The organism is Caulobacter sp. Root655 (assembly GCF_001427665.1).
In the GTDB taxonomy this organism is placed as follows: domain Bacteria; phylum Pseudomonadota; class Alphaproteobacteria; order Caulobacterales; family Caulobacteraceae; genus Caulobacter.
The window spans coordinates 334,113-347,002 of the sequence record NZ_LMHC01000012.1 but is presented as its reverse complement, the minus strand read 5'-3'; the positions used below and the strand labels follow the sequence as shown (position 1 = coordinate 347,002).

The following is a 12,890-nucleotide window of genomic DNA, read 5'->3' as shown; positions in this document are numbered from 1 at the left end:
GTCCGATGGCTCACGCCGCTGACATCGATCATCACGACGCGTCACACGATGACGCCGACCACAAGCCGCCCTTCTTCCAGCGCTGGTTCGGTTCGACCAACCACAAGGACATCGGCACGCTCTACATCATCTTCGCCATCATGGCGGGACTGGTGGGCGGCGCGCTGTCGGGCCTGATCCGCTGGGAACTGGCCGAGCCGGGCATCCAGATCTTCGGCCCCAACTCGTCGGTCAGCCTGCTGGGCCTCGTCGAGCAGTCCAAGCACGGCTACAACGCCGTGGTCACCGCCCACGCCCTGATCATGATCTTCTTCATGGTCATGCCGGCGATGATCGGCGGGTTCGGCAACTGGTTCGTGCCGATCATGATCGGCGCGCCGGACATGGCCTTCCCGCGGATGAACAACGTCTCGTTCTGGCTGCTGGTCGCCGCCTGGTGCCTGCTCTTGACCTCGATGTTCGTCGACGGCGGCCCGGGCAGGGGCTTCGGCGGCGGCTGGACGATCTATCCGCCGCTCTCGACCACCGGCCACACCGGACCGTCGATGGACCTGGCGATCCTGGCCCTCCACCTGGCCGGGGCCTCGTCGATCCTGGGCGCGATCAACTTCATCACCACGATCTTCAACATGCGCGCGCCGGGCATGACCCTGCACCGCATGCCGCTGTTCGCCTGGTCGGTGCTGATCACCGCCTTCCTGCTGCTGCTGTCGCTGCCCGTCCTGGCCGGCGCCATCACCATGCTGCTGACCGACCGTAACTTCGGCACCCACTTCTTCGACCCGGCCGCCGGCGGCGACCCCGTGATGTTCCAGCACCTGTTCTGGTTCTTCGGTCACCCGGAAGTGTACATCCTGATCCTGCCAGGCTTCGGCATCATCAGCCACATCGTCTCGACCTTCTCCAAGAAGCCGATCTTCGGCTACCTGGCGATGGCCTACGCCATGGTCGCCATCGGCTTCGTCGGCTTCATCGTGTGGGCCCACCACATGTACACCGTCGGCATGAGCATCAACCTGCGCGCCTATTTCGTGGCCGCCACGATGGTCATCGCGGTGCCCACCGGCGTGAAGATCTTCTCATGGATCGCCACGATGTGGGGCGGCTCGATCAGCTTCAAGACGCCCATGCTGTGGGCGATCGGCTTCATCTTCCTGTTCACCGTCGGCGGCGTGACCGGCGTGGTCCTGTCCAACGCCGGCATCGACTACAGTCTGCACGACACCTACTACGTCGTCGCCCACTTCCACTACGTGCTGTCGCTGGGCGCCGTGTTCGCCATCTTCGCCGGCTTCTTCTACTGGTTCGAGAAGATGTGGGGCGTGAAGTACAACGAGTTCCTGGGCTGCCTGCAGTTCTGGATCATGTTCGTCGGCGTCAACCTGGTGTTCTTCCCGCAGCACTTCCTGGGCCTGCAGGGCATGCCGCGTCGCTACGTCGATTACCCGCTGGCCTTCGCGCACTGGAACTACGTCTCGTCGGTCGGCTACGCGATCACCGCCGTGGGCGTGGTGGTGTTCCTGGTCATCCTGGTCGAGGCCGCCATCCGTCGCCGCAAGGCCGAGGCCAATCCGTGGGGCGAAGGCGCCACCACCCTGGAATGGACCCTCTCCTCGCCGCCGCCGTTCCACCAGTTCAGCGATCCGCCGGTCATCAAGGCCGACAGCCACTGATCCTGGCGGTATAGACACACAAAGCGCGGGGGCGCGGGCCGGGTGAAAATCCAGCCCGCGCCCTTCGCCAATCAAGACCGTAGTTGGCAAGACCTGAAGACCCTTACGTAAAATGGCCCGTTCGCCCGTCCTGAATCCTGGAGATGTCCTGACCCCTGAAGACGGGGCGACCGAAACGGTCCGCCACGCCCGTTGGCAGGACTATTTCCAGCTGATGAAGCCGCGGGTGATGTCGCTGGTGGTGTTCACGGCCCTGACCGGGCTGCTGGCCGCCCGCACGCCGATCCACCCGCTGCTGGGCGCGGTGGCGGTGTTCTGTATCGCCGTCGGGGCCGGGGCCTCGGGCGCGCTGAACATGTGGTACGACGCCGACATCGACGCCAAGATGCGCCGCACGCGCGGCCGGCCGGTGCCCATGGGCCTGGTCAAGGGCGAGGAGGCCGCCACCCTGGGCGTGGTGCTGTCGCTGCTGTCGGTGATGCTGATGGGCATGGCGATCAACTGGCTGGCCGCCGGCCTGCTGGCCTTCACCATCGTGTTCTACGCCGTGGTCTACACCATGTGGCTCAAGCGCTGGACGGCCCAGAACATCGTCATCGGCGGGCTTGCCGGGGCGCTGCCGCCCGCCATCGGATGGGCCGCGGCCACCGGCCACGCGCCGCTGAACGCCTGGCTGATGGTGCTGATCATCTTCCTGTGGACCCCACCGCACTTCTGGGCCCTGTCGCTGTACATCAGCACCGACTACGCCAAGGCCGGCGTGCCGATGCTGCCGGTGGTCAAGGGCGCCAAGGAAACCCGCAAGCAGATCCTGCTCTACACCCTGCTGCTGATCCCGGTGTGCGTCGCCCCTGTGTTCACCGGCCTGGGCGGCCTGCTGTACCTGGCGGTGGCCGGTCTGGGCGGGCTGGTGTTCCTGACCCTGGCCTGGCGGGTGTTCCGCAGCACGGCCGGCGACGCCGCCGACCCGCGCCCCGCCGACCGCGACCTCTATGAGGTCGGCGAAGCCGCCGCCAAGCGGGGCAAGCCAGTTGGCGACGCCAAGCATGCCCGCAACCTGTTCGCCTTCTCGATCCTCTACCTGTTCGCCCTGTTCGCCGCCCTGCTGGCCGAGGCGGTGCTGGGCCTGCCCGCCTTGAACCTTCACGTGCTGGAGCTGCCGCTATGACCGCACCCCGCAAGGACGACCCCGCCGCCAAGGCGCGCGGCCTGCGAAACATCGCCCTGGGCCTGGGCCTGGCGGCCTTCGTGGTGCTGGTCTTCGTGGTCACCCTGGTGAAGCTGGGAGGCAACCTTGCCCAACCTCACTTCTAAGGACGCCGAGAGGATCGCGCGCGACAACCAGGCCGGGACCGGCCCCAAGCGCGAGAGCCGCCATCACGCCAAGGTCGCGGCCCTGTGCGGCGTCGCCTTCTTCGGCATGGTCGGCGCGGCCTACGCCGCCGTGCCGCTGTACAAGATGTTCTGCCAGGCCACCGGCTTCGACGGCACGGTGCGCAAGGCCGAGGTCAAGCCGAGCCGGGTGCTGGACCGCAAGGTCAAGATCCGCTTTGACGCCAATATCCGCGGCCTGCCCTGGGACTTCTCGACCGAGCAGGTCAGCCAGGACATCCGCATCGGCGACACCGGCCTGGCCTTCTTCAAGGTCACCAACAAGAGCGACAAGCCCCTGACCGGCCGGGCGATGTACAACGTCGTGCCCGAGCAGGCCGGCCCCTACTTCCAGAAGCTGGAATGCTTCTGCTTCTCCAACCAGACGATCGAGCCCGGCCAGACGGTCGAGTTCCCGGTCGTCTATTTCGTCGACCCCCAGTTCGCGGACGATCCGGACACCAAGGGCAAGTCGGAGATCACCCTCTCCTACACCTTCTTCCCGGCCGTTCCTGACGCGGCGGGGACGAAACAGGCGGCGACGACGCCGCGCATCGTTCAACCCCTTGGCGGCAAGCCGCCGACGGGGCTATAGCGTTTCACACATGGCGTGTCGGCGGGGGGACCTAGCCGATGCGCTTCGAGGGATTAAAGGGTTAGCACGCACATGGCCCACGGCGCCGTCAAACACGACTATCACATCCTGCCCCCCAGCCCCTGGCCGTTCGTCGGGTCGCTGTCGGCCACCATGATGGCCATCGGCCTGATCGCCTGGATCAAGGGCGGCGTCTTCGGCATCGAGAAGGGCCAGTTCTGGCTGTTCGCGCTGGGCGTCTCGGGCGTGCTCTACACCTTCTTCGGCTGGTGGAGCGACGTGGTGAAGGAAGCCAACGCCGGCGACCACACCCCGGTCGTCTCGATCGGCCTGCGCTACGGCATGGTGCTGTTCATCGCCTCGGAAGTGATGTTCTTCGTGGCGTGGTTCTGGATCTTCTTCGAGATGGCCCTGTTCCATCACCACCGCACCCTGTCGGGCATCGAGGAAGTCCGCGCCGCCTGGGCCACCTGGCCGCCGGCCGGCGTCGAGGCCGTGTCGCCGTGGCATCTGCCGCTGGTCAACACCCTGACCCTGCTGCTATCGGGCACGACCATCACCTGGTCGCACCACGCCCTGCAGCAAGGCGACCGCCAGGGCGCCAAGTGGGGCCTGATCCTGACCATCCTGCTGGGCGCGCTGTTCACCTGCATCCAGGTCTACGAATACGCTCACATCAACCACGAGCAGCTGTTCTATTCGGAAGCGGCCGTCAATTCGGGCCTCTACGGCTCGACCTTCTTCCTGGCCACGGGCTTCCACGGCTTCCACGTGTTCGTCGGCACCCTGTTCCTGATCGTCTGCCTGATCCGGCTGATGAACGGCGCCTTCACCCCCAAGCAGCACTTCGGCTTCGAAGCAGCCGCCTGGTACTGGCACTTCGTCGACGTGGTCTGGCTGTTCCTGTTCGCCTTCGTCTACGTGATCTTCGGCGCGAGCCACTAGGTCACGCGCTTCGAGAGGGCCCGGAACGCCAAGCGGTGTTCCGGGCCTTTTTGTTTGGGGATCCTGGATTGGGGACAGGCACATGTGCCTGTCCCCGTCCGCGTGTTGCGGTGTAAGGCATAGGCCCATGACCCAAGTGAACCCCTACCTCGCCGGCGCGACCGGCCGTTGCCCCCACTGCGGCGAGGGGATGCTGTTCGACGGGTTCCTGAAGGTGACCAAGACCTGCGAGGCCTGCGGTTTCGACCTGGGGGCCCACGAGACCGGCGACGGCGCGGCCACCTTCGTGATCCTGATCGCCGGCTTCCTGTGCGCCTTCGGGGCGCTGTTCACGATGTTCGCCTTCAACTGGCCCGTCTGGCTGCTGCTGCTGATCTGGCTGCCCCTGACCCTGGTCGCCTGCCTGGGGCTGATGCGCCCGGCCAAGGGCCTGATGGTCGCCGCCCACATCGCCAACCACGCCTCCGAGGCTGGCCGCCACGATGTCTGACACCGCTCTCGGCAAGGATCGCCGCTTCCCATTCGGTCTGACGATCGCCACCCTGATCGCCTTCGCCATCCTGATCGGCCTGGGCGCCTGGCAGATCAAGCGCCTGGCCTGGAAACAAGACCTGCTGGCCCGGATCGAGGTGCTGAAGACCGCGCCCGCCCAGCCTCTGGCCACGGCCTTGGCGAACGCCCAGGGCCGGGACCTGACCTGGACCCGTGTCTCGGTCGATTGCGCGCCGGCCCAGCCCGCGACCCTGCCGCTGGTCTACGGCATCCGCGACGGCGACATCGTCTGGCGCGCCACCGCCCTATGCCGCGCCACCGTTGGCGGCTATGGCGCGGTCCTGCTGGACCTCGGCGTGGTCAAGGCCCTGACCGGCCAGTCCGCGCCCGCGCCGGTCGCCCTGGCGGCCCCGGCCCGGGCCGTCGGCGTTCTGATGGCTCCCAGGCAGCTGGGCGGCGACCGCGAGGCCACGGTCCAGAAGTTCGCCGCCGAGAGGCCCGCGCCCTATATCCTGATGGTCGAGACCGCGACCCCCGTCCCGCCCGGCGTCACCCCCGCGCCGCTTCCGGCAGAAATTTCCAATCGGCACCTCGAATACGCCCTGACGTGGTTCGGTCTTGCCGTGACCCTGCTGTTTATCTATGCCGCCATGCTCTGGCGGAAGATGAGATCCTGATGCGCTATGTCTCCACCCGGGGTGAGGCCCCGTCGATCGGTTTCCTGGAAGCGGTGCTGGCGGGCCTGGCCCCCGACGGCGGCCTCTATGTGCCGGAACGCTGGCCGACCTTCACGCCGGAAGAGATCGCCGCCTTCGCCGGCCAGCCCTACGCCAAGGTCGCCGCCGCGGTGATCGGCAAGTTCGTCGGCGACGACCTGCCCGCCGAGGACCTGGCCGAGATGTGCGACGAGGCCTATGCCAGCTTCGCCCACGCCGCCGTCGCGCCGCTGAAGCAACTGGCCCCCGGCCGCCATCTGCTGGAGCTGTTCCACGGCCCGACCCTGGCCTTCAAGGACGTGGCGATGCAGCTGCTGGGGCGGCTCTACGACTACGTGCTGTCGCGCCAGTCGCGGACCATGACCATCATCTGCGCCACCTCGGGCGACACCGGCGGCGCGGCCGTCGAGGCGTTCCGCGGCCGCTCCAACGCCCGCATCGTGGCCCTGTTCCCCGAGGGCCGGATCAGCGAGGTCCAGCGCCGGTTCATGACCACGGCGACCGACAAGAACGTCGCCTGCGTCTCGATCCAGGGTTCGTTCGACGACTGCCAGGCCATCGTCAAGCAGGCCTTCCAGGACGACCAGTTCCGCCACGCCGTCGACCTGTCGGGCGTCAACTCGATCAACTGGGCGCGGATCGCCGCCCAGAGCGTCTACTTCTTCACCGCCGCCGTCGCCCTGGGTGCGCCGGCCCGCAAGGTGGCCTTCGTGGTGCCCACGGGGAATTTCGGCGACGCCTACGCCGCCTATGTCGCCAGCCGCATGGGCCTGCCGATCGCCCGGATCATCGCCGCCACCAATTCCAACGACATTCTGGCCCGAGCCTTCGAGGAAGGCCGCTACGCGCGCGGCGCCGTCGCCGCCACCCAGAGTCCGGCCATGGACATCCAGGTGGCCAGCAATTTCGAGCGCCTCTATTTCGAGGCCGTCGGCCGCGACGGGGTCGAGACGGGCAGGGCGTTCCGGGCCTTCGGCAACACCGGCGTGCTCGACATCCCGCCCAGCGCGCTCTCCAAGATGCGCGAGCTGTTCCAGGGCGCGTCGGTCAGCGAGGCCGACACCGCCAAGACCATCCTGTCGACCCTCAACGAGACCGGCGAGGTCATCGACCCGCACACCGCCGTCGGCGTGGCCGCCGCCAACGTCCTGCGCCTGGCCGATCCGGCCACGCCGGTCGTGGTGCTGTCCACCGCCCATCCGGCCAAGTTCCCCGAGGCCGTCCTGGCCGCCGCCGGCCTGACCCCGGCCGCGCCCCGCGCCACCCCGGACCATTCGGCCAAGCCCGAACGCTTCGACCGCCTGCCGGCCGACGCCGAGACGGTGAAGGCGTTTGTCCGGGTGTTCGCCTCGGCGGGGTCGTGACCATCTTGAACATCTCCTCACCCGCGCAGCGGGGGAGGTGGCGCGCCGCGAATACGCGGCGTGACGGAGGGGGCGTCGTCCGCGCCTCCGCCAACGCCCCCTCCGTCCGCTTCGCGGCCACCTCCCCCGTTTCACGGGGGAGGAGAAAGCTTTCATGACCGCCACCCTCCACACCCTCGAAAACGGCGTCCGCGTCGTCTGCGACCCCATGCCGGGCCTGGAGACCGTCGCCCTGTCGGTCGTCGCCGGCCGAGGTGCGGCCTATGAGGACGTGTCCCGATCGGGCTGGTCGCACCTGCTCGAGCACATGGTGTTCAAGGGGGCCGGGGCCCGCTCGTCGCGAGACATCGTCGAGGTGGTCGAGGCCGAGGGCGGCTCGATCAACGCCGCCACCGGCTACGAGCGCACCAGCTTCCAGGTCCGCGCCCTCAAGGGCGGCCTGGACCTCGGCATGGCTGTGCTGGCCGACCTGGTCCTGCGCCCCACCCTCGACGAGGCCGACCTGACCCGCGAGAAGCAGGTGGTGGCCCAGGAGATCGCCGAGGCGGCCGACGCCCCCGACGACTACGTCTTCGACCTGGTCCAGGCCGCCGCCTGGGGCGACCACCCTCTGGCTCGGCCGATCCTCGGCACGGTCGACAGCGTCAATTCCGCCACCGTCGAGGGGTTGTCGCACTGGCGCGGGGCGCTCTACGCCGCCGATCGGCTGATCATCAGCGCCACCGGCGCGGTCGAGGTCGACGAGGTGCTGGACCTGGCCCGCCGCGAGTTCGGGTCGATGCCCGCCGCGCCGGGCGTCGCCAACTTCGCGCCGCCCCAGTTCATCGGTGGCCGCAAGAGCCAGGCCCGCAAGCTGGAGCAGGTGCAGCTGGTGTTCATGCTGCCGGCCGTCAGCGCCCGCGAGGACGATTATTTCGCCCTGCGCATCTTCGCCGAGGCCCTGGGCGGGGGGATGTCGTCACGGCTGTTCCAGGAGGCCCGCGAGAAGCGCGGCCTCGCCTACAACATCGACGCCTATGCCGACACCTATGCCGACGCCGGGGCCCTGGGGGTCTATGCCGGCTGCGCGGCCAGCGACGCGGCCGAGACGGCCAAGGTCTGCGCCGAGCAGATCCTGGGCCTCGCCGACAAGATCGAGGACGCCGAACTGGCCCGGGCCAAGGCCCAGCTGAAGGCCCACATGTTCATGGCCCGCGAGCAGCCGTTGTCGCGCGCCGAACAGGCGGCCGGCCAGGCCCTGATGTTCGACCGGCTCTACACCCCGGGCGAGCTGGCGGCCGCCGTCGACGCGGTGACCCCCGACAACCTGCGCCGCCTGAGCCAGGTGATCCTCGGCTCCGGCAAAGTCGCCAGCGCCATCCTCGGCGCCAAGGCGGCGATGAAGGCCGGCGAGGTGTTCGAGCGGACGCTGGGCGGCTAGACGGCGACCTCCTCGAGAAGGTCAACCGCCGGGGCGTTGGGCCCGCGATCCAGCTCCCGCGCCAGCTGCTCGCGATCCAGGGCGCCTTCCCAGCGGGCCACGACCAGGGTCGCCACGCCATTGCCGACGAAATTGGTCAGGGCCCGGCACTCGCTCATGAAGCGGTCGACCCCGACCAGCACCGCCAGAGCGGCGATCGGGATGTCGGGCACCACGGCCAGGGTGGCGGCCAGGGTGATGAAGCCGGCCCCGGTCACGCCGCTGGCCCCCTTGGAGGTCAGCATGGCCACGCCCAGCAGGGCGGCCATCTGGCCGAAGCTCAGATGGGTGTTGGTCGCCTGGGCCAGGAAAAGGGTGGCCAGGGTCATGTAGATGTTGGTGCCGTCGAGGTTGAAGCTGTAGCCGGTGGGCACCACCAATCCGACCACCGACTTCCTGGCGCCCAGCCGCTCCATCTTCTCGATCAGCTGCGGCAGGGCCGATTCCGACGAGCTGGTGCCCAGCACGATCAGCAGCTCCTCGCGGATATAGGCCAGGAACTTGAGGATCGAGAAGCCGCTGAGCCAGGCGATCGTCCCCAGCACCACCAGCACGAACAGCAGGGCGGTGACATAGAAGGTGGCCACCAGCGCGCCCAGTTGCACCAGGCTGGCCAGGCCGTATTTGCCGATGGTGAAGCCCATGGCCCCGAACGCCCCCAGGGGCGCCAGCTTGACCACCACATGGATGATGCCGAAGAACAGCTTGGCCATGTCCTCCATGGCCGAGGCCGCCCGGTCGCCGAACGGCCCCAGCCGCGTGCAGGCAAAACCGGTCATGATGGCGATCACCAGCACCTGCAGCAGGTTGCCCTCGGCGAAGGCCCCGAAGAAGGTCTCGGGGATCAGGTGCAGCAGGTAGGGAACCGGCCCCTCGCCATGGTGGGCCTTTTCCAGGTAGCCGGCGGCGATCTTCGGATCCAGGGTGGCCGGATCGATGTTGAAGCCGTGGCCCGGATGCAGGACGTGGCCGACCACCAGGCCGACGAACAGCGCCAGGGTCGAGACCACCTCGAAATAGATCAGGGCCTTCACGCCCACCCGCCCGAACGCCTTGATGTCACCCATCCGGGCGATGCCGCCGGCCACGGTCAGGAAGATCACCGGGGCGATGACCAGCTTGACCAGCTTGATGAACGCGTCGCCCAGCGGCTTCAGCTCGACCCCGACCTTCGGCCAGATCGCCCCGACGACCACGCCTAAAGCAATGGCGATCAGGACCTGGACGTACAGCGTCCGCAGATGTCGAAACACGCCCATTCGTTTTCCCCTCGCCCCGCGCGCTCGCCTTGGGGTTCGCATCCCCGGAAACTTGCGCTATTGACCCGAACGCCCGCGCGAAGCGGCCCGGTAGCTCAGCAGGATAGAGCAGCGCTTTCCTAAAGCGAAGGTCAGGGGTTCGAGTCCCTTCCGGGCCGCCAGCGGGGGGGGGCGTCATGACGTAAAGGTTGGTCGGGTTTGGGTTTCCCGCGCCTGGCGGAGACAAGTTTGTCGTTAGACCGCCAGCACCAGGGGAGGTGTTTGCATTCCGGACTCCCCCATACCCCGCCGTCCCGAACTGTAATAAAACTGTCACTCGTCTTGCGTGCAACGCTCCGCATACTTCCCCACCGGGTTTAGGAGGCGGGAATGAGCGAGATCGACAAGACGGCGCAGGCGACGGCGCCGGTTATCGCGCCGGCCGACGGCGGCAAGGTGGCGACGATCCAGGCAACCATAAACATCGCCGACACCGCCCAGATCACCGCCTTCGGCGAGCGGGCCCAGCAGCAGGTGGCGGGCTTCGCCGACCGGATCCTGGAACAGACCCGCAATCGCGAGCTGGGCGATACGGGCGAATTGCTCAGCGACATCATCGCCAAGGCCAAGGGCCTCGACCCGGCCGACCTGCAGAACGCCGGCTTTGTCACCAAGCTGTTCGGCGGCCTGCGGCGGCGCCTGCACCGCTTCACCTCCAAGTTCGAGACGGTGGCGGCCCAGATCGACCGCATCACCGTCGAGCTGGAGAAGCGGATCGACCGCCTGCGCCGCGACGTCACCATGCTCGATGGCCTGCACGACCAGACCCGCGATTCGATCGGCGATCTCGACGCCTATATCGCGGCCGGCAAGAGCTTCGTCCAGGCGTTCCAGGCGGGCCCGCTGGCCGAATTGGAAGCCAAGGCCAAGGCCGCGGGCTCCGACGGCGGCAGCCGGGACATCATGGCGGCCCAGGCCTATCAGGACGCCGTCCAGTCGCTGGACCGGCTGGAAAAGCGCGTGCTCTATCTGCAGCAGGCGCGGCAGATCGCCATCCAGCAGCTGCCGCAGATCCGCATCGTCCAGAACGGCGACGCCACCCTGATCGAGAGCCTGGCCGCTTCGATCAACCTCACCGTTCCGGCCTGGAAGCAGAAGATGGTGCTGCTGCTGGGCCTGACCCGTCAGCGCGAGGCCCTGGCCCTGCAGAAGACGGTCACCGACACCACCAACCAGATGCTGCGCCAAGCCTCGGAGATGATGAAGGCCCAGGCCATCGACATCGAAACCCAATCCCAGCGCGGCATCGTCGACATCGAGACCTTGCAGAAGACCAACCAGGACCTGATCGACACCATTTCCGGCGTGCTGCAGGTCCAGGCCGAGGGCCGCAAGAAGCGCGAACTGGTCGAGATCGAGATGGATCGCCAGACCGACGCCCTGAAGAAGGCTCTGTCGCAAGGCCCCGCCCGGTGAGGCGGCTGGCCGTCCTAGCGGTCGCCGTCCTGGCCGGGTTGCTGGCCGGCTGCGGGTCGCGGGCCCCCGATTTCCGCATCGTCGCCGGCTCGGAGCAGAAGTCGCTGGAGCCCCTCGTCCAGGCGTTCTGCAAACGCCAGCACGTCAAATGCCAGATCGACTACAAGGGCTCGCTCGATATCGGCCTGATGCTGGCCAATGACGCGCCGCCCGAGGTGGATGCGGTCTGGCCGGCCTCCAGCCTGTGGATCGAGCTCTACGACACCCACCGCCGGGTCAAGGACCTGAAGTCGATCGACACCACGCCGGTGATCCTCGGCGTGCGGGCCAGCAAGGCCCGCGACCTCGGCTGGGTGGGCAAGCCGGTGCGGATGGACGACATCCTCCAAGCGGTGCAGGCCGGCAAGCTATCGTTCCTGATGACCTCGGCCACCCAGTCCAACTCCGGCGCGGCGGCCTATCTGGCCATGCTGGCGGCGGCCTTCGGCGACGGCTCCCGGCTGGACCCTGCGGCGCTGGACGACCAGGCGGCGCGGACCAAGGTCAAGGCCCTGCTGAAAGGCGTGGCGCGCTCGTCCGGCTCCTCGGGCTGGCTGAAGGACCTCTATCTGGAAACCGCCCAGGCCGGGAAGCCCTACGACGCCATGTGGAACTATGAGGCGGTGCTGAAGGAGACTAACGACGCCCTGCGCCAGACGGGCGGCGAGCTGCTGTACGCCGTCTACCCGGCCGAGGGCGCCGCCTATGCCGACGCGCCGCTGGGCTATGTCGAGCGCGGCCAGGATAAGAAGACGCGGGCCTTCTTCGACGCCCTCCAAACCTATTTGCTGAGCGCCGAGGCCCAGGCCCGCATCGCCGCCGATGGGCGTCGCACCGCCCCCGGCATGGCCGCGCCGGCCCGCGCCGAACCGGACTGGAACTTCGATCCGTCGCGGGTCGTGCCGTCCGTCGCCCTGCCCGAGCCGGCGGTGATCTCCCGGGCCCTCACCCTCTATCAGGAGGTGCTGCGCCGCCCGTCCCTCACCGCCCTGTGCCTGGATTTCTCCGGCTCGATGGACGGCGAGGGCGAGGCCCAGTTGAAGACCGCCATGCGGACCCTGCTCACCCCCGCCGAAGCCTCGAAGTCGCTGATCCAGTGGTCTCCGGCCGATCGCATCATCGTCATCCCCTTCGACGACGGTCCGCGAACGACCTTCGAAGGCGACGGCGGCGCCGCCTCCCAGGCCCGGCTGCTCGCCGCGATCGAGGCCGAAAGTTCGGGCGGCGGCACCGACATGTACGCCTGCGCCAACGCCGCCTTCGCCGCCATGCAACCCTATCTCGACAAGGGCTACCTGCCGGCGGTGGTGCTGATGACCGACGGCGAGTCGGATCATGCCGAAGGCTTCGACGCCGTCTGGCGGCGGGGCGGCCACGACCTGCCCGTGTTCGGCGTGACCTTCGGCGACGCCAACAAGGATCAGCTGGATCAGGTGGCGAAACTGACCCGGGCGCGGGTGTTCGACGGCGGCAAGAACCTGACGGAAGCGTTCCGGTCCGCCAGGGGCTATAACTGAGCCGG

Annotated in this window: 12 protein-coding genes and 1 tRNA gene; 12 read left to right on the top strand and 1 reads right to left on the bottom strand. The window is 68.0% G+C overall.

The genetic code is table 11. From position 1 onward, the window contains the following. Window positions 1–5: 5 nt before the first annotated feature. From ctaD to ASD79_RS10590, 9 genes are all read left to right on the top strand, one after another. Complete coding sequence (gene ctaD / locus ASD79_RS10625) at window positions 6–1,673, top strand: cytochrome c oxidase subunit I (protein WP_056721313.1); 1,668 nt, start codon at window positions 6–8, stop codon at window positions 1,671–1,673. Window positions 1,674–1,785: 112 nt separating this feature from the next. Further along, complete coding sequence (cyoE, locus tag ASD79_RS10620) at window positions 1,786–2,841, top strand: heme o synthase (RefSeq protein ID WP_056721311.1); 1,056 nt, start codon at window positions 1,786–1,788, stop codon at window positions 2,839–2,841. Continuing rightward, on the top strand, window positions 2,838–2,987 hold the full coding sequence (locus ASD79_RS24600; protein ID WP_200952295.1) for a hypothetical protein: 150 nt from the start codon (window positions 2,838–2,840) through the stop codon (window positions 2,985–2,987). The genes cyoE and ASD79_RS24600 overlap by 4 nt, the downstream gene beginning before the upstream one ends. 13 nt (window positions 2,988–3,000) lie before the next feature. Beyond that, on the top strand, window positions 3,001–3,639 hold the full coding sequence (locus ASD79_RS10615) for a cytochrome c oxidase assembly protein (RefSeq protein ID WP_056721682.1): 639 nt from the start codon (window positions 3,001–3,003) through the stop codon (window positions 3,637–3,639). 72 nt (window positions 3,640–3,711) lie between these two features. Then, complete coding sequence (locus ASD79_RS10610; protein WP_056721309.1) at window positions 3,712–4,584, top strand: cytochrome c oxidase subunit 3; 873 nt, start codon at window positions 3,712–3,714, stop codon at window positions 4,582–4,584. 127 nt (window positions 4,585–4,711) lie between these two features. After that, window positions 4,712–5,074 (top strand): DUF983 domain-containing protein, encoded by a 363-nt coding sequence (locus ASD79_RS10605; RefSeq protein ID WP_056721306.1) that lies wholly within the window; start codon window positions 4,712–4,714, stop codon window positions 5,072–5,074. Beyond that, window positions 5,067–5,753 (top strand): SURF1 family protein, encoded by a 687-nt coding sequence (locus tag ASD79_RS10600; RefSeq protein ID WP_056721304.1) that lies wholly within the window; start codon window positions 5,067–5,069, stop codon window positions 5,751–5,753. Before ASD79_RS10605 ends, ASD79_RS10600 begins: the two co-directional genes overlap by 8 nt. Then, on the top strand, window positions 5,753–7,156 hold the full coding sequence (thrC, locus tag ASD79_RS10595; RefSeq protein ID WP_056721302.1) for a threonine synthase: 1,404 nt from the start codon (window positions 5,753–5,755) through the stop codon (window positions 7,154–7,156). Before ASD79_RS10600 ends, thrC begins: the two co-directional genes overlap by 1 nt. Before the next feature lie 154 nt (window positions 7,157–7,310). Next, window positions 7,311–8,576, top strand: a complete 1,266-nt coding sequence (locus ASD79_RS10590; protein WP_056721300.1) for a pitrilysin family protein — start codon at window positions 7,311–7,313, stop codon at window positions 8,574–8,576. Here ASD79_RS10590 and ASD79_RS10585 read toward each other — a convergent pair. Next, window positions 8,573–9,856 carry a dicarboxylate/amino acid:cation symporter gene (locus tag ASD79_RS10585; RefSeq protein WP_162252353.1) on the bottom strand — a complete coding sequence of 428 codons (1,284 nt, stop codon included), beginning with the start codon at window positions 9,854–9,856 and terminating at the stop codon, window positions 8,573–8,575. The genes ASD79_RS10590 and ASD79_RS10585 overlap by 4 nt on opposite strands. Window positions 9,857–9,958: 102 nt before the next feature. On the opposite strand from ASD79_RS10585, the gene ASD79_RS10580 reads away from it, so the two are divergent. From ASD79_RS10580 to ASD79_RS10570, 3 genes are all read left to right on the top strand, one after another. Beyond that, a tRNA-Arg gene (locus tag ASD79_RS10580) sits at window positions 9,959–10,035 on the top strand. A 208-nt stretch (window positions 10,036–10,243) separates the two neighbouring features. Further along, complete coding sequence (locus ASD79_RS10575) at window positions 10,244–11,329, top strand: toxic anion resistance protein (RefSeq protein WP_056721297.1); 1,086 nt, start codon at window positions 10,244–10,246, stop codon at window positions 11,327–11,329. Continuing rightward, on the top strand, window positions 11,326–12,885 hold the full coding sequence (locus ASD79_RS10570; protein WP_056721296.1) for a substrate-binding domain-containing protein: 1,560 nt from the start codon (window positions 11,326–11,328) through the stop codon (window positions 12,883–12,885). Before ASD79_RS10575 ends, ASD79_RS10570 begins: the two co-directional genes overlap by 4 nt. Window positions 12,886–12,890 lie beyond the last annotated feature (5 nt).

Coding starts and splice junctions, on each gene's coding strand:
- ctaD (WP_056721313.1), top strand. CDS start 6: ATGGCTCACGCCGCTGACATCGATCATCACGACGCGTCACACGATGAC.
- cyoE (WP_056721311.1), top strand. CDS start 1,786: ATGGCCCGTTCGCCCGTCCTGAATCCTGGAGATGTCCTGACCCCTGAA.
- ASD79_RS24600 (WP_200952295.1), top strand. CDS start 2,838: ATGACCGCACCCCGCAAGGACGACCCCGCCGCCAAGGCGCGCGGCCTG.
- ASD79_RS10610 (WP_056721309.1), top strand. CDS start 3,712: ATGGCCCACGGCGCCGTCAAACACGACTATCACATCCTGCCCCCCAGC.
- ASD79_RS10605 (WP_056721306.1), top strand. CDS start 4,712: ATGACCCAAGTGAACCCCTACCTCGCCGGCGCGACCGGCCGTTGCCCC.
- ASD79_RS10600 (WP_056721304.1), top strand. CDS start 5,067: ATGTCTGACACCGCTCTCGGCAAGGATCGCCGCTTCCCATTCGGTCTG.
- thrC (WP_056721302.1), top strand. CDS start 5,753: ATGCGCTATGTCTCCACCCGGGGTGAGGCCCCGTCGATCGGTTTCCTG.
- ASD79_RS10590 (WP_056721300.1), top strand. CDS start 7,311: ATGACCGCCACCCTCCACACCCTCGAAAACGGCGTCCGCGTCGTCTGC.
- ASD79_RS10575 (WP_056721297.1), top strand. CDS start 10,244: ATGAGCGAGATCGACAAGACGGCGCAGGCGACGGCGCCGGTTATCGCG.